The following is a 24,608-nucleotide window of genomic DNA, read 5'->3' as shown; positions in this document are numbered from 1 at the left end:
CCGCACGTGTTTGCCATGGCACTCGCAGCCCCTCTGGCCACAGCAGCGCCCGCGCGCCGCAGCCGGGGCAACCCGATGAACACACCGGCTAGGCCCCGCAAGCGCGGCCTTCCAGAATACTTCTTTTTTGATAGCTGAAAATCAACATCCAGCAAGCGCAAGAGGCACATTCGACCTGAAAGTCGCCCAGGCGACGACCACCGGAGCGCCGGCAGGCCTACAGTGACAGCCCATGAACACCCTCACCTGCTTCTCCCTCAGCACCACCGACCACGTAGCCCATCTGGTTCTGAACCAGCCCGAGGCCATGAACACCATGCACCCCACCTTCTGGCGCGAGCTGGACATGGTGCTGACCCAGCTGCACCAGGCGGGCGAGGCGCGGGCGCTGGTCATCAGCAGCACCGGCAAGCACTTCAGCGCGGGCATGGCGCTGGAAACCTTTGGCGGCGCCATCACGATGGACGACCAGAGCCCCGAGGGCCGGGCCGCCATCTTTGACCTGCTCACCGACATGCAGGCCACGTTCACCCGCATCGAGAGCCTGCGCATCCCCGTCATCATGGCCATCCATGGCGGCTGCATCGGCGGCGCGGTGGACATGGTCACGGCCGGCTGCATCCGCTACGCCACGCAGGACGCATTCTTCTGCATTCAGGAAATCAACATCGGCATGGTGGCCGACGTGGGCACGCTGCAGCGCCTGCCCAAGCTGATTCCGATGGGCGCGGTGAAAGAACTGGCCTACACGGGCCGCCGCCTGAGCGCACACCGGGCACTCGGGTATGGCCTGGTCAATGAAGTGTTCGACACGCAAGAGGCCATGGTTTTCGCAGCCCTGCAGTGCGCGAAAGAGATCGCGTCCAAGCCGCCCGTCGCCATCTGGGGCACCAAGCAGGCGGTGAACTACGCGCGCGACCACAGCGTGGAAGACAGCCTGCGCCAGATGGGCTGGCTGCAGGGCGCCGTCTGGAGCAACCAGCATGTGCGCGAGTCGGTCACGGCCATGAAGCAAAAACGCGCGGGCAACTTTCCGGCGCTCACGCCGCTGCAGCGTTTCAGCGACCTGGGCTGAGCCCAGCCGTGCTGCGCGCTGGCAACGGCTGCCAACGGCTGGCGGCCTGCCAACGCCAGGCAGGGCCCATGCCATCGATAGCGGCCCGACCAGCCCCGCCCTAGACTTCCTGGCCGCACGGCAGCCGACAGCAAGGCAGTGCTCCCGCACCCTGGGCCGGCTTGCGCAATGCGCCCCATGGCCTTGCATCAAAATCCATAGCTGAATGCGCAGATGGGCTAAGCGCTGGCGGGGCTTTTCGCTTGAAATGGCATGGCAACGGACTATGATGCGACGGCGTAGGCGCCGCTTCCTGGTGCCCCGCACCGCACAAGGATGCCGCCATGACCCAGACGCCCTTTTCCGTGCCCACCTACGCCGACGTGGCCGAAGCGGCCCATCGCCTGCAGGGCATGGCGCACCGGACGCCCGTGCTGCGCTCCACCACCGCCGACGAACGCCTGAGCGCGCAGCTGTTCTTCAAGTGCGAGAACCTGCAGCGCACGGGCGCCTTCAAGTTCCGGGGCGCGTTCAACACCCTGGCCCAGTTCACCGATGAACAGCGCCGCGGCGGCGTGCTGGCGTTTTCGGCCGGCAACCATGCCCAGGCCATCGCGCTGTCGGCCCGGCTGCTCGACATGCCCGCCGTCATCGTCATGCCCGAAGACGCGCCCGCCGCCAAGATGGCCGCCACGCGCGAATACGGCGCACAGGTCGTCACCTACAACCGCTACACCGAAGACCGCGAGGCCATCAGCCGCCGCCTGGCGCAGGAACGCGGCATGACCCTGGTGCCCCCGTTCGACCATCCGCACGTCATCGCAGGCCAGGGCACCATGGCCAAGGAACTCCTGGAAGAAGTGCCCAACCTCGACTACCTCTTCGTCTGCGTGGGCGGTGGCGGCCTGCTGGCGGGCAGCCTGCTGGCCGCCGAGGCACTGGCGCCGCACTGCCGCGTGGTGGGCGTGGAGCCCGAGGCCGGCAACGATGGCCAACAGTCCTACCGCGCGGGCCACATCGTGCAGATTCCCACGCCCCACACCATTGCCGATGGCGCGCAGACCCAGGCGCTGGGCCAGCTCACGTTTCCCATCATCCAGCGGCTGGCTGACGACATGGTCACGGCCACCGACGCGCAGCTGGTGGAAGCCCTGCGCTTTTTCGCCGAACGCATGAAGATCGTGGTCGAACCCACGGGCGCCCTGGCCTTTGCCGGCGCGGAACATGGCAGCGTGGACGTGCGCGGCGCCCGGGTAGGCATCGTGATCAGCGGCGGCAACGTCGACATGGCGCGCTATGCCCGCTTTCTGGCAGACTGACTCTGCGCCACCCATCATCCATAAAACCACAATCACAAGGTCTTTCGCTCATGAGCAACGTCACCGTCATCACCCATCCCCTCGTCCAGCACAAGCTCACGCTCATGCGCAAGAAAGACGCCAGCACCAACAGCTTTCGCCGCCTGCTGGGCGAGCTCTCCACGCTGATGGCCTATGAAGTCACGCGCGACATGCCGCTGCAGGACGTGCAGATCGAAACCCCGCTTGAAACCATGACCGGCAAGGTCATTGACGGCAAGAAGCTCGTGCTGGTGTCCATCCTGCGCGCGGGCAACGGGTTTCTGGACGGCATGCTGAACGTGGTGCCCGGTGCCCGCGTGGGACACATCGGCCTGTACCGCGATCCGCAGACGCTGCAGCCGGTCGAGTACTACTTCAAGATGCCCTCCGAAATGCAGGAGCGCGACATCATCGTCGTCGACCCCATGTTGGCCACCGGCAACTCGGCCGCCGCCGCCGTCGAGCGCCTGAAGAAGCTGCAGCCCCGCTCGATCAAGTTCGTCTGCCTGCTGGCCGCCCCTGAAGGCGTAGCCACGCTGCAGAAGGCCCACCCTGACGTGCCGATCTTCACCGCCGCCATCGACCGCGAACTCAACGACCACGGCTACATCCTGCCGGGACTGGGCGATGCGGGCGACCGCATCTTCGGCACCAAGTAACTAGTCCCCCCGGCAACGGCGGGCGCGCCGGAGTTGGGCCCAGGCCGCACCTATGGCCGTTGGCACAGAGGACACTCGCCCTCCCGCACCTTCAAGCGCCCGGCCGAACCCGCCCCTGCACGGCATCGCGCGATGCAGCACCGGTCTGCCATGCTCTGCCGTGCGTGTTGCGCCATGGCATTGGCGTGCACAAGTGGGTGCGCCAGCGCAAACGCTCGCCCGCCACTCCTTCACCTTGCCCTCGACCAGAGATCCCATCCAATCGGCGCAAGACCGGTGACCACTTGCCACGTGGCATAAAAAAAGCCGCCGGCGGGGCGTACCCTGCCGGCGGCTTTGGCCTTGAGGCCCCTCGTGCAGTCTTGCCACTGCGCGGGGAAGCCATTGGACATCAATACACGTCGTGCTGCGTGTTGTTGACGTTGAAGTGGCCCGTGGGGGTGATGATGCGCGGATCCTTGATCACGGCCTTGAGCTTCAGCGTCTTGTCGTCCACAACGACCAGGGCCGACTGCTTGTCCTTGGCAGACCACACGGCAAACCACACTTCGTCGCCCGCCTTGTTGAACTCAGGCTGAACGACGCGCTTGGCGCCGCCGTCGTCCGGCAGACCGGCCCACTCGGCGATCGGCAGCACGGTGTAGCCCTTGTCCAGGTTGTTGATGTCATACACCACAACGGATTGGGACACCTTGGGATCGGGGTTCAGCGGAGCGTCCGAGTACAGGTGGGTGGACTTGGGGTGGCTCTTGATGAACAGCGCGCCGCCGCCGGGGCCCTTCAGCTTGGCAACTTCCTTGAAGGCATATTGCTTGTGCTTCTTGGGATCGGTGCCGATCAGCGAGATGGTTTCATCGCCAAGGTGGCCGGTAGACCACACGGGGCCGAACTTGGGATGCACGAAGTTGGCGCCACGGCCGGGGTGGGGAATCTTGCCCACATCCACGATCGCTGCCAGCTTGTCTTCCTTGGCATCAATCACACCGACCTTGTTGCTGTTGTTGGCAGCCACCATGAAGTAACGCTTGGTCGAATCCCAACCGCCGTCATGCAGGAAGCGGGCCGAACCCAACTCGGTGATCTTCAGCGACTCGATGTCGGAGTAGTCGACCATCAGCGTCTTGCCAGTTTCCTTGACGTTGACGATGAACTCAGGCTTGAAGTGCGAAGCCACGATGGAGGCCACGCGGGGTTCGGGGTGGTATTCCTGCGTGTCGACAGTCATGCCACGGGTGGACACGATCTTCTTGGGTTCCAGCGTATCGCCATCCATGATGACGAACTGGGGCGGCCAGTAAGCGCCAGCAATGGCCAGCTTGTCGGTGAAGTCGCCGTCCTTGCCCTTGTACTTGGACGTGTCGACCGAGCGGGCTTCCAGACCGATGCGGATTTCAGCCACGTTGTCGGGCTTGGGCATCCACAGGTCGATCATGTTGACGCGGCCGTCGCGGCCGATCACGAACAGGTAGCGGCCCGATGCCGAGGTGCGCGAGATGTGCACCGCATAGCCGGTCTTGACGATGTTGATGATCTGCTTGGTATCGCCATCGATCAGCGCCACTTCGCCGGTGTCACGCAGCGTGGTGGAGAAGATGTTGGAGATGTTGTAGTTGTTCATCTTCTTGGTGGGCCGATCCTTGGGCGCCACCGTGACCTTCCAGGTCTTCTTCATGTCCGCCATGCTCCACTCGGGCGGCTGGGGCGGATCTTGCTGGATGTAGCGGGCCATCAGGTCCACATCGGCCTCGGTGAATTCACCCGAAGTCTGCCAGTTGGGCATGCCAGCGGGCGAGCCGTAGGCAATGAACACCTTCAGGTAGTCCGTACCCTTGGCCAGGGTGATGTCGGGCGTCAGAGGCTTGCCGGTGGCACCCTTGCGCAACACGCCATGGCACCCGGCGCAACGCTCAAAGTACGTCTGGCGAGCGCGGTCGAACTCGGCCTGCGTCATCTTGGGCGCCTTGGGGTTCGTACTTTGGTACATCGGCGTGTCGGTCAATGGCGAAGAACCAGCCTGGTAATTCACCTCGGGGGCCGTGGCACCTTCTTTGTGTTGGGCCATGGCGGCCAGTGCCAGAGTGGACAGTGCCAGGGCCGCTAGGCGCGCCAGCTTTCGGGTTGTCATGGGAACTCCTTGTGTGCCGCAGCCCATGCGCTATTTCCATCCCTCAGGATCGCCCGCCGAGGGCCGCGACGACATAGTTTCGGCAGGCTTGAAGGCATTCTTCGACGGGTGCCCCGGGACCACTTTGATGCGCATCAAATTATTCATCTAACGTGAATCAATTCCCTACCGGCATGTCAATAATCCCACAGCTCCGGTCTTAAACCAACACCCGCGGGTGCGATATCACCTTCGCCGCCCGTTCAGTCGCATAAATGCCGCACTTTGGCGTGTTGAAGCCGCGGGTCACCGGGCAGAGCCCGACCAAGCCAAGGCCAACAGGCTGCCCTGCCAGGCCGGCCCCGGGTCGAGGCGCTTGGCCACACCGCCGTGCCTGCCGCTGCGCCCTCAAGCGCGTTGCGAGGCCCGGCAGACGCAGTGGTCAGTGGTTACGCCATTTCTGCACCATCACCTGCTGGATCTTGCCCTTGAAGAAGTAGCGGCGGTCCGTCGCCCCCTGGGGATCGGCACCGATCACCACCGGGCTGTTGTTGAGCGTGACGCCGCCAGAGACCGGCACCGAGGCCGTGCGCTCGACGTTGTTGACCCACAGACGCACGGCACCGTTGCCATCGTATGCACCGATGATGAAGTACGAGCTGGTGCCGTTCAGGCCGATGAGCGGCGTGGTGGCATAGGTGTAGCCGCCGTTCACGTGCACGCCAAAGCGCAGCTGGGTTCCGGCCTGCTCCAGGGCAAAGCCTCCGGCATCGCTCTTGGCCACGATGCTGGCGGTGGCACCCGAAGTCAGGTCATCAAAGTTGACCACGGCCGTGACGAGAAAGCCGCCGTCCGCCGCGTTGTCGGCATCCCAGGTGGTCACGCTTTGGGCGCCGGTGAACACCATGCTGCCGCCGATGCGGTCTTCGTCGCTGGTGACGGACAGCCACTCCAGCGCGGGCATGGTACTGCCGCTGGCCAGGGAGTAGTCCGCCGTGTTGGTGCGCCGGTAGCTCAGCGGATAGGCGCTTTGCGCAGCCGTATTCAGGTACACCAGCGACGTGCTCTCCTGCGCCAGCGCGCGCACGTTCGTGGCCAGGGGCGTGGCCGCCAGGTCGTAGTCGGTGGTGATGAAATCCACATCTTCGCGCAGCGCCGAAATGAAGGCCTCGCCCATGGTGGCGGGCACCGTGTACACGCCCACCCCCAGTCCCAGCTGCCGCGCCTGTTCCAGCTTGCCAAACAGATCCGCCGTCTGGTACTGGAACTCCACCCCATCAAAGCCCAGGTTCTTGGTGGTGCGGATGTTGTTGCGGATGTCGCTTTCGATCAGCGTGTGAAAGCGGACATGGTCACGAATGCCCGCGAACTCGCTGCCCGCCAGCAAGGCCTGGGCCCGCACCAGATGCTGGTGCCGGCCATCCATGAAAGCGCGCAGAAAGACGGGGCGGCCCGCTGCGGCGTAGCCCTTGTCGCGCACCGTGCGCAGCACGCTCAGCATCAGCGCGTCGCTCAGGGCCTGCGACGAATAGGCCTCCTTCACTTCCAGAAACAGCATGCGGTCGCTCTGCTGCAGGCTGGCATTGGCCAGGGTGGCATCCAGGGTGCCGTGCACGATTTCGCCATCGTTGTGCTCGACATACACCTTGCCATCCGAATGCAGGGTCAGGTCCAGCTCCACCAGATCGAAACCCCGGCCCAGCGCCTTCGAAACCTTGGCCTCGGTGTCCGCGGTGGTGTCGCCATAGCAGTTGTGGCACGAGATCGCCACTTGGTGGCCCAGCGGGGTCGTGGGCAAGGCACGGCCGATGCCGCTCCAGTAGGCGCCGGCTGCAAGCGCCTTGGCGCCGACGGCCTGGGCCAATGGTTGGGCAACCTCCCCGCCCCCACCGCAGGCGCTGAGCAAGGCGGTGGCCACAAGGGCCGCGATCGTTGTTTTCTGCATGGTGACTCCTCCCGTTGGTATGAAAGGGACACGATCGCACGGCCAGATCACAGGCGCGTGACAGAGCGGCGACGGCACACCCCTGCCATCCGCCCCGGTTGCCGCCCCCACCTGTGCGCAGGCACCGGCAGCCGCGTCTTGCCGCCACCGCCTTCCCTGCGCCTAAACTGAAACGCTCGGCCCCTTCGCACGGCCCCCAACCAACACTTCAGACAGCGCCCATGCTTGACCTGCTCATCACCAACGCCACCCTGCCCGACGGCCGCCGCCACATGTCAATTGCCGTGCAGGACGGCCGCATCGCCGAAGTGACCGAGGGCCTGCAGGCCCCCGCCCATGAGACGGTTGATGCCGGCGGTCTGCTGGTGAGCCCGCCCTTCGTGGATGCGCATTTCCACATGGATTCCACGCTGAGCTACGGCCAGCCGCGCGTGAACGAAAGCGGCACGCTGCTGGAGGGCATTGCCCTGTGGGGCGAACTCAAGCCCCACCTCGTGCACGAGGCCATCGTCGAGCGTGCGCTGCGGTACTGCGACTGGGCCGTGGCACGTGGGCTGCTGGCCATTCGCTCGCACGTGGACACCAGCAGCGCCAGCCTGCTGCCCGTGCACGCCTTGCTCGACGTGAAAAAGCGCGTGACGCCCTATCTCGACCTGCAACTGGTGGCCTTCCCCCAGGATGGCGTGCTGCGTGCACTGGGCGGTCTGGACAACCTGCGGCGCGCGCTCGACCTGGGCGTGGAGGTCGTCGGCGGCATACCCCACTTCGAACGCACCTACGCCGATGGCACCGCCAGCGTGAAGCTGCTGTGCGAGCTGGCAGCTGCCCGGGGCAGGCGCGTGGACATGCATTGCGACGAATCCGACGACCCGCAATCACGCCATGTGGAAACCCTGGCCTTTGAAACGCAGCGGCTGGGCCTGCAGGGCCGTGTCACCGGCTCGCACCTCACGTCCATGCACAGCATGGACAACTACTACGTGAGCAAGCTCATCCCGCTGATGGCCGAGGCGCAACTGGGCGTGGTGGCCAACCCGCTCATCAACATCACGCTCCAGGGCCGCCACGACAGCTACCCCCGGCGCCGCGGCCTGACCCGCGTGCCCGAGCTCATGGCCGCCGGCCTCACGGTGGCCTTTGGGCACGATTGCGTGCTCGACCCCTGGTACAGCGGCGGCAGCGCCGACATGCTCGAAGCGGCCCACATGGGCCTGCACGTAGCCCAGATGACCAGCCAGGCCGCCATGCGCCAGTGCTTCGAGGCGGTAACCAGCAACCCCGCCCGGCTGCTGGGCCTTGAAGGGTATGGGCTGGCACCGGGATGCCATGCCGACTTCGTGCTGCTGCAGGCCCGCCACCCGGCAGAAGCCATCCGGCTGCGCGCAACACGGCTGGCGGTGTACCGGCGGGGCCAGAAGATCGCGGGCAGCCCTGCGACGGTGGCGGCCCTCGCACTGCCCGGCAGGCCGGGCAGCGTGGATTTTCTGGCCTCCTAGGGTCGAAGGGCGCAACAGACCGCAGTCACACAGCCCGGCAAGTGCCACTTTGAGCCAAACAAGCTTCAGGCGCTTATACAGTCTGCGCCATACGCTATATATTCAATAGCAATTCGATGCCTATCGCCCTGCGAGCCAACGACCCTACCAGTGTCGCAGCCCTGCTCCGGATGCCCCGGCCTTGGTGGCGCAGGCACCGGGGCCAACGCATCAGACCAGCAGAACACCCACACCGGTGCCGGGCGGGCTCAAGGTTTCCACGCGATTGCGCCCCCGTTCCTTGGCACGGTACATGGCCTCGTCCGCGCGCTGCAATACAAAGTCTGACGTCTCGCCGCCCCCGTATTGCGTCACGCCGATGCTCACCGTCAAGGCGATGGGTCCACGGCCGGTCATGGCCGGGTGGTGGGCCACCAGGGCGCGCAGCCGCTCGGCCACGGCCTGCGAGCCCTCGGAGCTTGCGTTGGGCAGGAAAATCGCGAACTCTTCGCCGCCCAGGCGGCCCATCACGTCTTCCTTGCGCAGGCAGCCGTTGGCCAGTGCGACGAAATGCCGCAGCACTTCGTCACCGCTTTGGTGGCCCCAGGTATCGTTGATCTTCTTGAAATGATCGAGGTCGATCACCAGCACGGGCAGGCCCGACTGCGTGCGCTGCGCATTGCTGATGGCTTTTTCCAGCAAGGTGAGAAAGGCACGCCGGTTGAACACGTTGGTCAGCGGATCCACCTCGGCCAGGTGGCGCAGTTCGCGGGTGATGTGCTCGTTGGTGAGCATCAGCGCGCCAAAGGCCATCAAGACCAGGGACAGGGTTGCCTCGAGCACCACGAACTGCGACAGCAGCGCCACCATGCCGGCATCGGCGTCCTCGACCGTCCCGGGTGCAACCAGCCGGAACAGCAGCGGCCTCACCAGCAGAAAGACGCCATGCAAACCCGAGACAACGGCAAACAGGTAGCGCACCGGAACGTTGTGGAAGCCTCCCCGCGCGAGGGTGTGTGCCGTCAGCAAAAAATACACGCCCGCCACAAGGCCCGCCAACGCGAACCGTATCCCCATGTGGGGGTGCACCACCGTGAAATACACCGCCATGCCCATCACGGCCACGATCACCGCCACGGCCACAACATGCGGCGGGTGCGCCCGGCCCAGATAGGCGCGGCTGCCCAGAAAACAGAGGTACGCCGCTGCGGCAATGGTGGACTGCGTCAACATCACCGACAGCCATTCGGGCACGTAGTCCCGCACCAGCAGGCTGGCGCAAAACACCGAGGCACTCAAGAAAGACAGCATCCACAGCCGCAAGCCGGGGATGTTCTTGTTGAAGTACCACACGGCATACAGCACGCTGGTGACCAATGCCGCAAGAAGGCCGGCGAGTGTGACAAGGGTGGGGCTGTGCACGAAAGCGGGTGGCGGGTGGGCGGTTGCCTGAAGCTGCAGGCGCCCTGCAGAAGGAGATGGAGCGTGAATGTTACCTCGCCACGGCACCCGCAAAGCCCCGAACACGGGCGTTTTCGCGACCGGCGGCGACCGCCGCCCGTTGTGCATCCTGGACAAGCAACCTGCCGGCCATCGTGCAAACGGTTGCGTGGCGCGAGCCCCGACGTGCCCTTAACCACCGAGCCTTCGCGGTACCGCGCAATGCGGGCGAGACGGCCCGGGTACACCCTGGTTCCGCAGGCGCAGCATCCCTGCCTTTGTGAAGGCAGGACCTGTCACCCTGCGGCCTGGGTGGCCGAACGGTGATGCGCTGGCGGCTATCGCAGGGTCCACGCCCGCGCCAGGGGCCAAGCTGGCAGGAAAATAACCGCTGCCGCGGATCGTGACGCCCCTCCCCCCCGGCTGCGCGAACGCCCTCCCGGGCGGACTGTCAGCGAGCGCCCTCGGCACCAGCACCGTGCGCGACGCCTGCGCAGTCTTACAAGCTCCTAGGTGCGCGGCGGGCGGGCACCTCGGTCACAGGGCCCACCGGTTCAGCCGGCCACGTTGCATTCGCGGCGCAGCAGCGCCAGCGCGTCGTGCATCTGGTAGTCGTGGTCGCTGGTCAAGAGCGCCTGCGATTCCTGCACAAAGCTGTTCCACAGGTTTTCATAGTCGACCTGGTGCACGGCGGGCGCGTGCGCGCGGATGAAATCGGTGGCAAGAGCGGGGTGCAGGCCGGCCTTGCGCACCTTGCGCACCAGGCTCGCCGCGGCTTTCTCGGTAAGCAGGGTCTTTTTGGGCACGCCAGCCGCCAGGCACAGGAACAGCGTGAGCAGCGAATGCTCATCGTCGTTGCCTTGCACTGCGCGGACCCAGGTCTTGCTCGCAGGCGCGGGCGGCTCGCCCTGGGCTTCCCCCGTGTCCAGGCTGCGGTGGTAATCGTCCAGTTCGGCCAACGGGTCGTCGAGCAGGAAGTAGCGGGCCCTGAACGCTCCCAGGGGCCGCAGCAGCGTGCGCAGCGATACGGTCGCATCCTGTAATCTGGGCAGGTCGGCCAGAACCACCGCGCACTGGGCCTGCATCGCTGCGCGCAGGTCGGCGGGCAACCCTGGCGTAAGGCGCAGCTGCTGGGGCGGCACGGGCTTTTTCTTGCGCCAGGCCATGACCAGCTTCTCGAACGCCACCGCATGGGGCCACTCACCCGTGTCACGGGCACCAGGCGCCAGCACCTGCATCAGCAGGCCCGTGCGAATCACCGCTTCGGCATCCGCGCCCGCCGACTCCAGCTCGTCAACGTCCAGCCCATATTGCTCGGCCAGCCACTCGGCAGCACCCATGGCTTGGGCGATGTGCGTGCGGCGCGCCAGTTCGGCCTGGTAGTCCGCATAGCTGCGCAGCGTCCAGGCCGCGAGCCGGGGAATCTCGGCGTCGGCATGGCCAGCCAAACCGAAATTGCTGCTTTCGGGCAGCGCGATCAGCCGCCGAAGCATGTCCGAGCCGCCCTTCGACCGCGACAAGAATGAATGGTCGCGCAGCGAGACTGCCGCTTGTGTCATCTCGCCGCCGGTGGTGTCCAGCAGGTACAGGCTGACGAGGTTGACCATGCGGTCGCGCGCCTTCTCCAGCTCGGGGCGCAGGAACTCGCTGCCGAAATAACGCGCAATCTGCACGATGCCCTTGGGCGCGTCGGCATCGATGGCCGCCATGCGCGACGCATCAAGGATGCCGTGCTTCACGCCGTGGACCAGGACCTTCTCCAGGAACGGACGCGCATCGTGCAGTTGCAGGGCCTGTGCGGGCATAGCGGCCCCGGTATCGGATGTGTCGGACATGGGAACCGTTTCTCGCGCTCAGATGGCGGATTCCTCGTCGGACGTTCGGGCGGCGGGCGTCGCCTTGCCGCGGTCGGTTTCACTGGTTTCGAACTTGCCATCGTCTTCGGGCGCAGGCTCATCGCCCTCCTCGAGCCCCATGTCGTGCGCGCGCGCCTTGGCGCGCAGCACCAGCAGCATTTCGATGAACAGATCGCGGCACTCGTAGCGCAGCAACCAGGCCATCTGCATCCAGTCGCGGTCGGCCACTTCGTCCATATCGATGCGGGGCTGCACGTAGCCTGAAGCCAGCAGCTCGTCGTCGCTCAGCGTGGGGCCGTAGTCTTCGGTGGCATCGAACGTGCCGGTGCGGGCAAAGGCTTCGATGCGGCTCCACTTCTCGGCGAAATAATTGGCCAGGGCCTCGCTGCCGCCTTCCAGATCGCCAATCGCTGTCAGAAACTCCACCGGATCGGCATCGTCACGAAACACCACGGCATTGACCATGTTGCGCAGGTGCGTGTGCGTGAGGTCCTTGTATTGCTTCTCAAGCACCATCGCGCGTGCAAACTGCTCAGGCGTGACGAGCATGTTCACCACGGACGCCTTGGAGTCGTCGTATTCACGCATCACCGCCAGCACATCCTTGGGCGCCAGTTGGTCCAGCACGACCATCAGGGCGTTGTCGCCTTCGGTATCGGCCAGGTCGGCCAGCGCGGCTTCGGCGCCAACAATGTCGCCCGCGGCAATCAGGCTGGTGGTTTTGGTGATAAGGGCCAGGTGGTTCATGGGCAGGAAATCTCGGTCGTCTCAGTCTTTGCGGTCAAATCCGGCCTCGGCCAGCCAGTCGGCGCTGGCCTCCTCGCGGCTGCGGCCGTTGTGCGGGTCGGCGGCATCGTCGGCGCTCAGGGCGCTGTAGTCGTCGTCGTGCTCGGCGGCCTCTTCGTCGGCGTCATTCTCGGCGGGGCCGTCGCCATGCGCGGCCGCCGGTGCCAGGCGGGCATGCTGGTGCAGGTATTCGAGCCCCGCAGCCACCGCCATGAAGGTCGCTCCACCGGGCTCGCGCAGCACGGTTTGCGCCAGGCCCACCGCCCAGGGCTCCAGCGATACGGCATCCTCCAGCGTGTCCCACGCGGGAATGCGGTCTGCTCCCTGGCTAAGCACGTGCTCGATGGCAGAGGGCCGGGCAAAGCGGAAACCCTGGTGGAACACCACGGCCACCATCTCGGGGGCCAGCTCCATCATCTTCACCAGAAAGCCGATTTCGGAGCGCTTTTCCGCAAGCCGCCGACGCAGCACGTCTTTGCCTTCCGAATCCGAAACCAGGTCGTCCAGCTCGGCCTGGTAGGCCGAGCGCAAGTCATGAAAGTAAGGAGAGAGCTTCACGGGGAAAAAATGCTGTGGGAATAGGTTTGCCAGATTTCGCGCGCTGTCTGCAGCGGGTCGTCCAGCAGGTTGCGGCGCCGGTTGTCGTCGTAGGCCTTGCGCGTGTCTTCGTCGGACAGCACCTCATAGGCTTTCTGCACGGCCTGGAATCGCTGCGCGGCGTCGGGCGCGTCATTCCTGTCGGGGTGGTAGAACGACGCCTTCTGGCGAAAGGCCTTCTTGATATCGGCCAACGATGCGTTGGCGCCCAGCCCGAGGGCGGCGTAGTGGTCTGCGGTCATGAAAGCTCGGCGAACAAAGGCGGTAGCGCCGCACCGATGGGCACAGCGCACCGGCACAGCGGCACTCAGCCGCCCAGGCTCACGAAGACGTTCTGCACGTCGTCGTTGGCATCGATGGCGGCGAGGAAGCTCTCGACTTCTTCGAGTTGCTCTGGCGAAAGGCTGGCCGGGTCGACCGGGTTCTTCGGCTTGTAGCCCAGCTTGGCCGACAGCACGGTGAAGCCCTGAGCAGGCAATGCGCGGCTGACCAGGTCCAGGTCGGTCGGGTCGGTCCAGAAGGTGGTGGTGCCCTCTTCGTCGCCGGCCTCGAAATCCTGGGCGCCCGCCTCGATGGCGGCGAGTTCGGGGTCGGCGCCGGGGGTGGCCGGTTCCGCCTCGATCATGCCCACATGGTTGAAGTCCCAGGCCACCGACCCGGAAGTGCCCAACTGGCCCTTGCGGAACAGCACACGCATCTCGGGCGCCGTCCGGTTGACGTTGTCGGTCAGGCACTCCACCATCACCGCCACCTGGTGCGGCGCGAAGCCCTCGTAGATGACGTGTTCGTAGTTGACCGCATCCGCGCCCGTGCCCGAACCCTTCTTGATGGCCCGCTCAAGCGTGTCCTTGGGCATGGACACCTTGCGCGCCTGCTCGACCACCAGGCGCAGGCGCGCGTTGGTGGCGGGGTCGGCCCCGCTGCGCGCGGCCACCATGATTTCCTTGGCGAGCTTGCCAAACAGCTTGCCTCTGGCATCTGCGACTTGTGCCTTGCCTTTTGCTTTCCACTGGGCGCCCATGGCTGAATTCCTAGATGTTGTGGCGCTCGGTGGCGCCTAGTTTTTGGTGTAGGGAGCGAACGCACGCACGCCTGTGCCATAGGAACCTGTTGACGATCTTTTCGGGGTCGCGCAAGTACCTTGCCCGAAGGTGGGAGTGAAATCGGGTCGATGAGCTTGGTGCCCTGGCGCCTCGGCTGCTTGCATGGGCACGAGCCCCTGCGGCGCATCCGAAGCATCCACTCATCCCGATTGCACTCCAACGCGATCCTCGAAAAGAACGTAGACAGGTTCCAAGCCCGGTCGTGCAGCCGAACCCTCTAGCGTACCACCCGCCGATTCCCGCACCGGTTTTCAGGTCAGCAACGTGGGCAAAAGCAGCGCCCAGGCCAGGGCCAAGCGTGCGAGGCCTCGGAACCCGGCAGCGCGCCCGGGGGCCTGAGTGCAGCCGGGGTATTCTTGGCGCCTTCCCCTCCATCAACCTCTCCCTGCGGAGTTCTTTCCTTGCTCAATACCCTCTGGCTGGGATTCTTCGCCACTGCGGCCATTTCCGCGGTGGCCCAGTGGCTCATCGGTGGCAATGCCCAGGTCTTCGCGGCCATGGTCGAGGCGCTGTTTGCCATGGCCAGGCTCTCGGTCGAGGTGATGGTGCTGCTGTTCGGCACGCTCACGCTGTGGCTGGGATTTCTGCGTATTGCCGAGAAAGCCGGTATCGTGGATGCGCTGGCGCGCTGGCTGGCGCCGCTGTTTGCACGGCTGATGCCCGGCGTGCCGCGTGGCCACCCCGCCCTGGGCCTGATGACGCTGAACTTCGCCGCCAACGCACTGGGGCTGGACAACGCCGCAACACCCATGGGCCTCAAGGCCATGCGGGCGCTGCAGGAGCTGAACCCCCGGCCCGACACCGCAACCAACGCGCAAATTCTGTTTCTGGTGCTGAACGCGTCCTCGCTCACGCTGCTGCCGGTGACCATCTTCATGTACCGCATGCAGCAGGGCGCCCCTGACCCGACGCTGGTGTTCCTGCCCATCCTGCTGGCCACCTCGGCCTCGACGCTGGTGGGCCTGCTCAGCGTGGCCGCCGTGCAGCGGCTGCCGCTGCTGAGCCCGGTGGTTCTCGCCTACCTGCTGCCGGTGGCGCTGCTGCTGGGCGGCTTCATGGCCCTGCTTGCCACGCTGAGCGCGGCCGCGCTGGCCCAGTTGTCGTCCCTGCTGGGCAACCTGACGCTGTTTGCGCTGGTCATGCTGTTCGTCGGCGTGGGCGCCTGGCGCAAGGTGGCGGTGTACGAGGCCTTCATCGAAGGCGCCAAGGAAGGTTTCGAGGTGGCCAGGGGCCTGCTGCCCTACCTGGTGGCCATGCTGTGCGCCGTGGGGGTGTTCCGCGCTTCGGGGGCCCTGGGCTACGCACTCGACGCCATCCGCTGGAGCGTGGAGGTACTGGGGTGGGACGCCCGGTTCGTGGACGCACTGCCCACGGCCCTCGTCAAGCCGTTTTCCGGAAGTGCAGCGCGCGCGATGCTGATCGAAACCATGCAGAGCCAGGGCGTGGACAGCTTCGCGGCGCTGGCCGCGGCCACCGTTCAGGGCAGCACCGAGACCACCTTCTATGTGCTGGCGGTGTATTTCGGGGCGGTGGGCATACAGCGGGCACGCCATGCCGTGGCCTGCGCCCTGCTGGCCGAACTGGCGGGTGTGGTGGCCGCCATCGTGGTGTGCTACCGGTTCTTTGGCTGATTTTGACGCCAAATTGGCCGCTTGCGCTTGCCAATGCTTCGCCAACAGCTATTAATTCATGAGCAAATAGGTGCCGTGGCGCGTAGCGCCTTGGCCAACCCGTCCTGCCACTGCCCCGTCGAAAGCCCCAACGCGACTACCGTTCGGGCGTCGGCGGCGCGGCCACCAGTTCCCATTCCGCCAGTTGCTGGTTGGTGGCGATCAGCCGCCCGACCAGCAGCTTGATGAAGGCCTTGTCGAAACGGGACTGCAGATCCTCCGAAGCCTGCCGCAACGCCGGGTTGCGGACCTTGAGCAACAGCACCTCGGTCTCGGCCACGGCGGTGGCGGTGCGCACCTTGTCGTCCGTCCGCAGATAAGTCATCTCGCCCAGGGTCACACCCGGGCCCAGCGTGCTCAGGTGCCACCCTTGCCGGCTCACGGCCACCTGGCCTTCGATAAGGATGCAAAACGAATCGCCGGGCGTGTTTTCGCGCATCAGGGTGGAGCCCTGTGGCAGGCGCCGCCACTGCCCCAGCCGCATCAGTTCCCAGAGCGATACATCGTGAAAGTCGGCCAGAAAAGGCAGCGCCCGCAGGCGGGCAAAGCGCTCGGCCTCGGTGTCCTGCGAGCGTTGGCGCGGCAAATCACGGTGGGCGGCCAGCAGCGCCTGGGCGAAATCGCCCCAGGTGGCGAAGCGGTCGCCGGGCTGTTTGGCCAGGGCGCGCAGCAGCACCGCATCGATGTGGGCGGGCAGCGAGGCGCGCAGCAGACTGGGCGCCGTGGGCGCCTCGTGCCCGATCTTGTAGAGGGTGGCGAAATCGGTTTCGCCGTCGAACGGGCGGCGGCCCGTCAGCAGTTCGTACACCACCACTGCCAGCGAGAACATGTCGCTGTGGTGGCTGAGGTCTTCCTCGCGCACCTGCTCGGGCGACATGTACGAGGGTGAGCCCACCAGCCCCGACAGCTGCGTCGCGTCGCTGCGCAAGGACAGCGCAGCGCCAAAATCGGTGAGCTTGACATCACCTCCCCGCGTGAGCATCAGGTTGGCGGGCTTGATGTCACGGTGCACCAGGCCCTCGCGCTGGGCGTAATCCAGCGCGTTGCAGCATTTGAAGGCAATGTCCAGCACCTGGGCCACGGGCAGCAGCGTGTCGGGCGTGGCAAAGGCCGACAGGGGCTGGCCGTCCACATACTCGAGCACCAGGTACGGCGGCGACACGGCGTCGTCGGCATCGAGCAGCCGCACGATGTTGGGGTGGCGCAGCCGCGCGCCCAGGGCCGCTTCGTTGCGCATCAGCCGGCGGTAGCGCTCGGCCTGCTCGGGCTGGGCCAGCAGATGCGCATGGGTCTGCTTGATCGCCACGCGCCGGCCCCGGAAACCATCAAGCCCCAAGTACACGATACCGCTGGCCCCGCGGCCCAGCTCACGCTCGATGCGGTACTTGCCAATGCTGGGCGGAAAGGTCTGGGGTGCGCGGGACATGCCTGGGGGTGTGCGTCAACGGCGTCCATTGTGGCAAAAAAGCCTGGCGCCCGGGCGAGCACGCCTGCGCAGGGAAGGCGATGGAGGCAGGTGCCCTGCCCACCGCCGGGCGCCCGTTCCCGTTCCCGTTCCCGTTCCCGTTCCCGTTCCCGTTCCCGTTCCCGCCCACTGTGCCATGGCTGTCACACCCCTGTTCCGAAACAGAACACCCGGTACACCTTGCGGCCGCGGTGCGCAGCCGGCACAGCCTGGCCGCACCGCACTGGGGTTTTCCCTGACTGCCCTCGCGCAACGCGCATGGAATCTGGCGTGCGCCACACCGGACTGGCATCTGGACCATCCGGCGCGCGCGTTGGCACGCCGCTTGCGCACTGCACAGTGCCTGCGCAGCCTCCGCTGTGCAGCAACCCGGTTCACCGCAAACCCTCAGGAGACATCACCATGAACATGGCAGAAATCGCCAGCCTCGGCATCGCCAACCCCTTCAAGAAGCAATACGGCAATTTCATCGGCGGCCAGTGGGTCGCACCGATCGACGGGCAGTATTTCGAGAACAGCTCACCCATCAACGGCCAGGTGTTCACGGCCATCCCGCGCTCGAATGAAAAAGACGTCAACGCCGCACTGGACGCGGCCCACCAGGCCAAGACCGCCTGGGGCAAGACATCGACCACCGACCGCGCCAATATCCTCATCAAGATCGCCGAGCGCATGGAGGCCAACCTGCTGACCATCGCCGTGGCCGAAACCATCGACAACGGCAAGCCTCTGCGTGAAACCATGGCGGCCGACATTCCCCTGGCCATCGATCACTTTCGCTACTTTGCGGGCTGCATCCGTGCGCAGGAAGGCGGCATCAGCGAGATCGACCACGACACCATGGCCTACCATTTCCACGAACCCCTGGGCGTGGTGGGTCAGATCATTCCCTGGAACTTTCCCATCCTGATGGCGGTGTGGAAGCTAGCGCCGGCACTGGCGGCTGGCAACTGCGTGGTGCTCAAGCCCGCGGAGCAAACGCCAGCATCCATCCTGGTGCTGCTCGAAATCATCGGTGACCTGCTGCCCCCGGGCGTGGTCAACGTGGTCAACGGCTTCGGCCTCGAAGCGGGCAAGCCGCTGGCCAGCAGCCCGCGCATTGCCAAGATTGCATTCACGGGCGAAACCACCACGGGCCGCCTCATCATGCAATACGCCAGCCAGAACATCATTCCGGTGACGCTGGAGCTGGGCGGCAAAAGCCCCAACATCTTCTTTGCCGACGTGATGGACGCCGACGACGGTTTCTTTGACAAGGCCCTGGAAGGCTTTGCCATGTTTGCACTCAACCAGGGCGAGGTCTGCACCTGCCCCAGCCGCGCGCTGATCCAGGAGTCGGTCTACGAGCGCTTCATGGAGCGCGCACTCAAGCGCGTGGCCGCCATCCGGCAGGGCAATCCGCTCGACAAAGCCACCATGATCGGCGCCCAGGCATCCCAGGAGCAACTGGAAAAAATCCTGTCCTACATCGATCTGGGCAAGCAGGAGGGAGCACAGTGCCTGATCGGTGGCGAGCGCAATGCGCTGGCGGGCGACCTGGCGGGCGGCTACTACGTCAAGCCCACGGTCTTCAAAGGCCACAACAAGATGCGCATCTTCCAGGAAGAGATTTTTGGCCCGGTGCTTTCGGTGACCACCTTCAAGGACGAGGCCGAAGCGCTGGAGATTGCCAACGACACCCTGTACGGACTGGGCGCCGGCGTGTGGAGCCGCGACGGCAACCGCGCATTCCGCATGGGCCGGGGCATCCAGGCCGGTCGCGTGTGGACCAACTGCTACCACCAGTATCCAGCCCACGCGGCCTTTGGCGGCTACAAGCAATCGGGCATCGGCCGCGAAAACCACAAGATGATGCTGGACCACTACCAGCAAACCAAGAACCTGCTGGTGAGCTACACGCAGCAACCCCTGGGTTTCTTCTAAGCCGATGCAATCCTTGCCGGGGCCTCTGACCCAAGCCCCGGCTTTTCACCATTCCCCTTTTCAGGAGTTGACGCATGACCCGCACCACCATGAAGGCTGCCGTAGTCCGGGAGTTTGGCAAGCCGCTGCGCATCGAAGAGGTGCCCGTACCCGTGCCGGACGACAACCAGATCCTCGTGAAGATCGAGGCTTCCGGGGTGTGCCACACCGATCTGCACGCTGCCGAAGGCGACTGGCCCGTCAAGCCGCAGCCGCCGTTCATCCCCGGGCATGAAGGCGTGGGTTTCGTGGCGGCGATTGGCCGTGGCGTGAAGCACGTAAAAGAGGGCGACCGTGTGGGCGTGCCGTGGCTGCACTCGGCTTGCGGTTACTGCACGCACTGCCTTGGCGGCTGGGAAACGCTGTGCGAGTCGCAGACCAATACCGGCTATTCGGTCAACGGCGGCTTCGCCGACTATGCGCTGGCAGACCCCAACTACGTGGGGCATCTGCCCAAAGACATCGGCTTTGTGGACATCGCGCCGGTGCTGTGCGCCGGCGTCACGGTGTACAAGGGCCTGAAGGTGACTGACACACGGCCTGGGGACTGGGTGGCCATCTCGGGCATCGGCGGGCTGGGGCACATGGCGGTGCAGTACGCCCGGGCCATGGGCCTGAACGTGGCCGCTGTGGACGTGGAGGACGACAAGCTGGAGCTGGCCCGCAGGCTGGGCGCCAGCGTCACCGTGAACGCCCGCGACACCGACCCGGCGGCCTTCCTGCAAAAGGAGATCGGCGGCGCCCACGGCGCGCTGGTGACGGCGGTGTCGCCCAAGGCGTTCGAACAGGCACTGGGCATGGTGCGACGTGGCGGAACCGTGTCGCTCAATGGCCTGCCGCCGGGCAATTTTCCGCTCTCAATCTTCGACATGGTGCTGCGCGGCGTGACCGTGCGCGGCTCCATCGTGGGCTCAAGGCTCGATCTGCAAGAGTCGCTCGACTTTGCTGCACGCGGACAGGTGCGGGCCACCGTCTCCACCGAAAAGCTGGAAAACATCAACGACGTGTTCGAGCGCATGCGCAAGGGCCAGATCCAGGGCCGCGTCGTCATCGACATGGCGGCATGATCATGCCCACCCCGCCCTCGCGGGTGTCTGCGACGCCGCAGGCCACCGATCGCATCGAGCGCCTGCAGGCCCGGCACGGGCCGGTGCTGCTCCACCAATCGGGCGGTTGCTGCGATGGCAGCGCGCCCATGTGCCTCACCGTCGCCGAATTCATCGTCGGAGACAGCGACGTGCTGCTGGGCCATCTGGCCGGCGCGCCGGTGTACATGGGCCGATCGCAGTTCACCTATTGGCAGCACACCCACCTCGTCATCGATGCCGTACCAGGGCAAGGCGCCATGTTTTCTCTGGACAGCGGTACTGGTTGGCATTTCGTGGCCCGCCCTCGGCCCCTCAGTGACGAGGAATCGAACGCCCTCCCGAGCCTTTGAGGCCGAAGGCGCCTGGGGCGCACGGCGAAAAGAGGCTCCGGTGCGGTGCGCCGCACAGACCTTCTCCCGAAAAGTCCGGGGCGTGAAGGCCTGTACGGTGCGCGTGCGAGGCGAAAACTGCGCAGCGAATACCAAGCAAAGCACACCGGGACCGTACACGCATGGCCGCAGGCGCGAGCCCCCACGCCCGCCCTGGGCCCCAAAAGCGCAATGGGCGCTCAGCCCCTTCAGGCGGCGTCGAAGCGAGGTGCCGAGCCTGAACCGGTTGTTCGCAAGTGGCGGTACACCGTATTGCGCGACACCCCCAGCGCGCGTGCGGCCGCCGACACGTTGCCGCCATGGGTCGCCAGGGCCTGATCGACCGCCGCCGCAGTGACCGATATCAGGCGCTGCGCCGCAGCACCTCCAAGTGGCGCCGCGCCAGGGGAGGACGCGACGCCCTGCTGGCTGGCGGCGATGGCGGGTTCAGGGGCAGGTTCCAGGCAATCCTCGAGAAAATCCTCGGGCAGGTGGTGGCGGCGGATTTCGCCCTCGTGCGCCTCGCCGTCGGCCATGAGCGCCGCCGTACGCAGCACGTTGGCCAATTGGCGCAGGTTGCCGGGCCAGCCATAACCCTGCAGCAAGGCCATCACATCGGGCGCCACACGCAGGGGCTGCGCCGGATGGCACCCTGAAGGGCCGTCCTCGGGCGGCGTGCGCAGCATCCGCTCGACAATGACGGCGAGGTCGGTGCGCTCGCGCAGCGCCGGCAAGCGCACCACCAGCCCATTGAGCCGGTAGTACAGGTCCTGGCGGAACGTGCCTGCGGCCATCATCTCGCGCAGGTTGCGGTGCGTGGCGCACACCACATTGACGTCGACATCGACCGCCCGCGCGCCTCCCAGTGGCACTACGTTGCGCTCCTGCAGCACGCGCAGCAGCCGTGCCTGCATCGACAAGGGCATGTCTCCGATCTCGTCCAGAAACAGCGTCCCGCCGTGGGCCTGCACGATCTTGCCGGCACTGCCCTTGCGCCGCGCCCCCGTGAAGGCACCCTCTTCATAGCCAAACAGTTCCGACTCGATGAGCGACTCGGGAATCGCCGCGCAATTGACCGCCACAAAGGGCCCCTGCCGCCGAGGCCCGTCGTGGTGCATGGCCCGGGCCAACAATTCCTTGCCGGTGCCGGTTTCACCCAGGATCAGCGTGGCGATACCCCGCCCCAAAAGCTTGGTGACGCGTTCGATCACATGGGCGAGCTGGGCATCGCCCGTGTTCAGATAGCGCAGGCCCGAAAAGCGCGACGGCTCCGCAGGCCGTGGTGTGCTCGCAGGGGCCGTTGCCGGGCGAGGCACGCCATCATCGGGCATCGTCCAGCGGGCCGATGCAGGGCGGTAAGCCGCCTCGGCCATCACGCTTACCCCGCCGGGCAACCGCAGCGACAGCAAGCCGGGCGCGGCCCTGCGGCAGTGGGCCAGCACGCTGGCCATCTCCACGCCGAACAGCGACGCAAAGGTGTACGCCTGCAACGCCTGCAGGGACAGCCCCAACTGGAACTGCCCGCTGCGGTTGGCCGAAAGGAAACGGCCTTCCGGCGTGAACGCGGCCAGCCCCTCCATCAAAGTGCCAAGGAATTCGGGCCGCGCATGAAAGCGCAGGTACACGGCGTCTTCGTGCGCCTTGCTCCACAAGTGGTTTTCCACCATCTGCGCGGACATGCGCACCAGCGCCATCGTGTGCGGGCTCTGGCCCCGGTGGTCACCACTCACGTCCAGCGCGCCCAAAGCCACGCCCAGCGGGTCGAGGATGGGCACGCAGGCACAGGTGAGAAACTGGTGAGCGCGCAGGTAGTGCTGGCCGGCATGCACCTGCACCGCCTGGCCGGAGGTCAGCGCCGTTCCGATGGCATTGGTGCCCTTGCGCTCCTCGCTCCAGACCCCGCCTGGCCGCAGCGCCACCCGGTCGGCGCGGGCCACGAAATCGTCATCCCCCACGGCGTGCAGGATGACGCCCTGCGGGTCGGTCAGCAGCACCAGGCTGCGAGTACCTGCGATCTGGGCGAACAGGGTTTCCATGACCGGCAGGGCGTGCGCCGCGAGGGTCTGGTTGCGCTGCAGCGCAGTGCGCAGGTCAGCGCCCGCCAGGGGTGCAGCCTCGACCACGTCCTGCGCGCGCAGGCCATAGGCCGCGGAGCGCGCATGGGCATGCCGGATCAGCTCCTGCGGCGGCATCGAAGTGGCCAGGGGGCCACGAGAGCCCGCCGTGGCAACCAGCTCGGTGTGCATAGGTCTCCTTTCGTCAGGTGTGGGGCCGGGCCCTGCCTGCGTTTTTTGCTACCTTAGCACGATGGTCTGTCAGCCGGCTTGCACCTCCACAAGCACGCTGCGGGCTTGTGCGGCCTGGGTGGGATGGCGGAGATCAGGCCGCCGCGAGCGCCTGCTCGAAGTCGGCCAGCAGATCCTGCACGTCCTCCAGCCCCACAGACAGCCGAATCATGCTGTCGCCGATACCCATGTTCGACCGCACCTCGGGGCCCGCCTCCCAGAAGATGGTGTGGGCCACCGGGATGATGAGCGTGCGCGTATCGGCCAGGCCCGTCGCCTTGATGGGCAGCTGCAGGCGATTGCACAAGGGCAGGCACTGTTCGGGGTCGCGCAGTTCGAAAGACAGCAGCCACGAGCCCGCCTTGAGGTGCTTCCTGGCCTGCGCGTGCTGCGGGTGGGATTCAAGCAAGGGGTAAAACACCCGCGCCACAGCAGGGTGCTGCTCGAGCCACCGCGCCAACGCCAGCGCGGTGGCGCTGGTGCGTTCCATGCGCAGCGCCAATGTTTCGGCACCCAGGGCAATCTGGTGCGCCGCCTGCGAAGACAGGGTACCGCCCATGTCGCGCAGACCCTTCTTGCGCATTTGCTGCAGGCCCCAGCCCTTGGCCAGCCCCTTGCGGTATGCCGGGAAAATATTCGGGTACGCGCTCCAGTCGAACACCCCGGTATCGATCACCGCGCCCCCCAGCGCATCGCCGTGCCCGCCGATGCTCTTGGTCAGCGAATGGACCACCAGGCCTGCGCCCACCGAACCGGGGCGGAACAGGTAGGGGGAAGCGACGGTGTTGTCCACCACATAGAGCAGGCCGCGCTGCTGGCACAACGCGCCGATGCCCTCCAGATCGGGCATCTGTGTGCCCGGATTGGCGATGGTTTCGACAAAAACCATCCGCGTGTTCGGGCGCACGGCGGCAGCCACCTGGGCGGCGTCCGTCGCATCGACGGTGGTGACATCCACCCCCAGATCCGCCAGGGTGCCGAACACGCTGTTGGTATTGCCAAAGACAAACTTGCTGGCCACCAGATGGTCGCCCGCCTTCAGCAGCGTAAGGAAGATGGCGCAGATGCCCGCCATGCCGGTCGAGAAAACGATGCTGCCGTGCCCCTTTTCCATCTGGGTGAGCTTGGCTTCGAGGGCTGCCGTGGTGGGGGTTCCCTGGCGGGCGTAGTTGAAGCCGCCCTTGGCGGTTCCCTGGAACACGGCGATCAGGTCTTCGACCTTGTCGAACCCGTATTGCACCGAGGTGTGGACGGGCTGGTGGATGGCGCCGTGTTCGGCGCCGCCCAGGCGGTCGGCGTGCACGATCTCGGTGGTGAAGCGATGGTTCTGCGGTGTCATCATAAAAATCTGCGGATATCTATATCTGTATGCAATGGGTTCTAGGCTTACGGAACCAACGCCCGCGCACCG

Annotated in this window: 19 protein-coding genes; 8 read left to right on the top strand and 11 right to left on the bottom strand. The window is 65.8% G+C overall.

Annotation, left to right across the window (positions count from 1 at the left end; genetic code table 11):
* The first annotated feature begins 232 nt into the window (after nucleotides 1–232).
* From ACDELDRAFT_RS03375 to upp, 3 genes are all read left to right on the top strand, one after another.
* The gene (locus ACDELDRAFT_RS03375) at nucleotides 233–1,075 is read left to right on the top strand and encodes an enoyl-CoA hydratase-related protein (protein WP_005793442.1); all 843 of its coding nucleotides are present in this window, start codon (nucleotides 233–235) and stop codon (nucleotides 1,073–1,075) included.
* A gap of 323 nt (nucleotides 1,076–1,398) precedes the next feature.
* Nucleotides 1,399–2,373 carry a threo-3-hydroxy-L-aspartate ammonia-lyase gene (locus ACDELDRAFT_RS03370; protein WP_005793440.1) on the top strand — a complete coding sequence of 325 codons (975 nt, stop codon included), beginning with the start codon at nucleotides 1,399–1,401 and terminating at the stop codon, nucleotides 2,371–2,373.
* A gap of 50 nt (nucleotides 2,374–2,423) precedes the next feature.
* Complete coding sequence (upp, locus tag ACDELDRAFT_RS03365) at nucleotides 2,424–3,053, top strand: uracil phosphoribosyltransferase (protein ID WP_005793438.1); 630 nt, start codon at nucleotides 2,424–2,426, stop codon at nucleotides 3,051–3,053.
* Between the two features lie 391 nt (nucleotides 3,054–3,444).
* On the opposite strand, the gene ACDELDRAFT_RS03360 is transcribed toward upp, so the two are convergent.
* Complete coding sequence (locus ACDELDRAFT_RS03360) at nucleotides 3,445–5,178, bottom strand: nitrite reductase (protein ID WP_005793436.1); 1,734 nt, start codon at nucleotides 5,176–5,178, stop codon at nucleotides 3,445–3,447.
* Between the two features lie 421 nt (nucleotides 5,179–5,599).
* The gene (locus ACDELDRAFT_RS03355) at nucleotides 5,600–7,102 is read right to left on the bottom strand and encodes a LamG-like jellyroll fold domain-containing protein (protein ID WP_005793434.1); all 1,503 of its coding nucleotides are present in this window, start codon (nucleotides 7,100–7,102) and stop codon (nucleotides 5,600–5,602) included.
* A 221-nt stretch (nucleotides 7,103–7,323) separates the two neighbouring features.
* Here ACDELDRAFT_RS03355 and ACDELDRAFT_RS03350 point away from each other — a divergent pair, with 221 nt between their 5' ends.
* On the top strand, nucleotides 7,324–8,598 hold the full coding sequence (locus ACDELDRAFT_RS03350) for an amidohydrolase family protein (protein WP_005793432.1): 1,275 nt from the start codon (nucleotides 7,324–7,326) through the stop codon (nucleotides 8,596–8,598).
* A 210-nt stretch (nucleotides 8,599–8,808) separates the two neighbouring features.
* Here the strand turns inward: ACDELDRAFT_RS03350 and ACDELDRAFT_RS03345 are convergent, their stop codons facing one another.
* The 6 genes from ACDELDRAFT_RS03345 to ACDELDRAFT_RS03320 all read right to left on the bottom strand — a co-directional run bounded on the left by ACDELDRAFT_RS03345 (nucleotide 8,809) and on the right by ACDELDRAFT_RS03320 (nucleotide 14,277).
* Complete coding sequence (locus ACDELDRAFT_RS03345; RefSeq protein ID WP_040327942.1) at nucleotides 8,809–9,999, bottom strand: GGDEF domain-containing protein; 1,191 nt, start codon at nucleotides 9,997–9,999, stop codon at nucleotides 8,809–8,811.
* Between the two features lie 572 nt (nucleotides 10,000–10,571).
* A complete protein-coding gene (locus ACDELDRAFT_RS03340; RefSeq protein ID WP_005793428.1) occupies nucleotides 10,572–11,852 on the bottom strand; it encodes a hypothetical protein in 1,281 nt (426 codons plus the stop codon).
* An 18-nt stretch (nucleotides 11,853–11,870) separates the two neighbouring features.
* On the bottom strand, nucleotides 11,871–12,620 hold the full coding sequence (locus ACDELDRAFT_RS03335; RefSeq protein WP_005793426.1) for a hypothetical protein: 750 nt from the start codon (nucleotides 12,618–12,620) through the stop codon (nucleotides 11,871–11,873).
* A gap of 21 nt (nucleotides 12,621–12,641) precedes the next feature.
* Nucleotides 12,642–13,217, bottom strand: a complete 576-nt coding sequence (locus tag ACDELDRAFT_RS03330; protein WP_005793425.1) for a hypothetical protein — start codon at nucleotides 13,215–13,217, stop codon at nucleotides 12,642–12,644.
* Nucleotides 13,214–13,498: a DnaJ domain-containing protein gene (locus ACDELDRAFT_RS03325; protein WP_005793423.1), complete on the bottom strand. Its 285-nt coding sequence runs from the start codon at nucleotides 13,496–13,498 to the stop codon at nucleotides 13,214–13,216. The genes ACDELDRAFT_RS03330 and ACDELDRAFT_RS03325 overlap by 4 nt, the downstream gene beginning before the upstream one ends.
* Before the next feature lie 65 nt (nucleotides 13,499–13,563).
* A complete protein-coding gene (locus tag ACDELDRAFT_RS03320; protein ID WP_005793422.1) occupies nucleotides 13,564–14,277 on the bottom strand; it encodes a YebC/PmpR family DNA-binding transcriptional regulator in 714 nt (237 codons plus the stop codon).
* Between the two features lie 483 nt (nucleotides 14,278–14,760).
* Between ACDELDRAFT_RS03320 and ACDELDRAFT_RS03315 the strand changes: the two genes are divergently transcribed.
* Complete coding sequence (locus ACDELDRAFT_RS03315; RefSeq protein ID WP_005793420.1) at nucleotides 14,761–15,990, top strand: nucleoside recognition domain-containing protein; 1,230 nt, start codon at nucleotides 14,761–14,763, stop codon at nucleotides 15,988–15,990.
* A gap of 136 nt (nucleotides 15,991–16,126) precedes the next feature.
* Here the strand turns inward: ACDELDRAFT_RS03315 and ACDELDRAFT_RS03310 are convergent, their stop codons facing one another.
* Nucleotides 16,127–17,455 carry a protein kinase domain-containing protein gene (locus tag ACDELDRAFT_RS03310; protein ID WP_005793418.1) on the bottom strand — a complete coding sequence of 443 codons (1,329 nt, stop codon included), beginning with the start codon at nucleotides 17,453–17,455 and terminating at the stop codon, nucleotides 16,127–16,129.
* A gap of 441 nt (nucleotides 17,456–17,896) precedes the next feature.
* On the opposite strand from ACDELDRAFT_RS03310, the gene adh reads away from it, so the two are divergent.
* The 3 genes from adh (at nucleotide 17,897) to ACDELDRAFT_RS03295 (ending at nucleotide 20,894) form a co-directional block, all read left to right on the top strand.
* Nucleotides 17,897–19,417, top strand: a complete 1,521-nt coding sequence (gene adh, locus ACDELDRAFT_RS03305) for an aldehyde dehydrogenase (RefSeq protein WP_005793414.1) — start codon at nucleotides 17,897–17,899, stop codon at nucleotides 19,415–19,417.
* A gap of 74 nt (nucleotides 19,418–19,491) precedes the next feature.
* Nucleotides 19,492–20,523 carry an alcohol dehydrogenase AdhP gene (gene adhP / locus ACDELDRAFT_RS03300; RefSeq protein WP_005793412.1) on the top strand — a complete coding sequence of 344 codons (1,032 nt, stop codon included), beginning with the start codon at nucleotides 19,492–19,494 and terminating at the stop codon, nucleotides 20,521–20,523.
* The gene (locus ACDELDRAFT_RS03295) at nucleotides 20,520–20,894 is read left to right on the top strand and encodes a DUF779 domain-containing protein (RefSeq protein WP_005793411.1); all 375 of its coding nucleotides are present in this window, start codon (nucleotides 20,520–20,522) and stop codon (nucleotides 20,892–20,894) included. The genes adhP and ACDELDRAFT_RS03295 overlap by 4 nt, the downstream gene beginning before the upstream one ends.
* Nucleotides 20,895–21,121: 227 nt before the next feature.
* Here the strand turns inward: ACDELDRAFT_RS03295 and ACDELDRAFT_RS03290 are convergent, their stop codons facing one another.
* Together ACDELDRAFT_RS03290 and ACDELDRAFT_RS03285 are read right to left on the bottom strand one after the other, a co-directional pair.
* A complete protein-coding gene (locus tag ACDELDRAFT_RS03290) occupies nucleotides 21,122–23,158 on the bottom strand; it encodes a sigma-54-dependent Fis family transcriptional regulator (protein WP_005793409.1) in 2,037 nt (678 codons plus the stop codon).
* Between the two features lie 133 nt (nucleotides 23,159–23,291).
* Nucleotides 23,292–24,539, bottom strand: a complete 1,248-nt coding sequence (locus ACDELDRAFT_RS03285) for a cystathionine gamma-synthase family protein (RefSeq protein WP_005793407.1) — start codon at nucleotides 24,537–24,539, stop codon at nucleotides 23,292–23,294.
* Between the last annotated feature and the right edge of the window lie 69 nt (nucleotides 24,540–24,608).

It is taken from the genome of Acidovorax delafieldii 2AN (genome assembly GCF_000175235.1).
In the GTDB taxonomy this organism is placed as follows: Bacteria; Pseudomonadota; Gammaproteobacteria; order Burkholderiales; family Burkholderiaceae_C; genus Acidovorax; species Acidovorax delafieldii_B.
The sequence above is the reverse complement of the archived record's forward strand: the minus strand, read 5'-3'. Positions and strand labels throughout refer to the sequence as shown.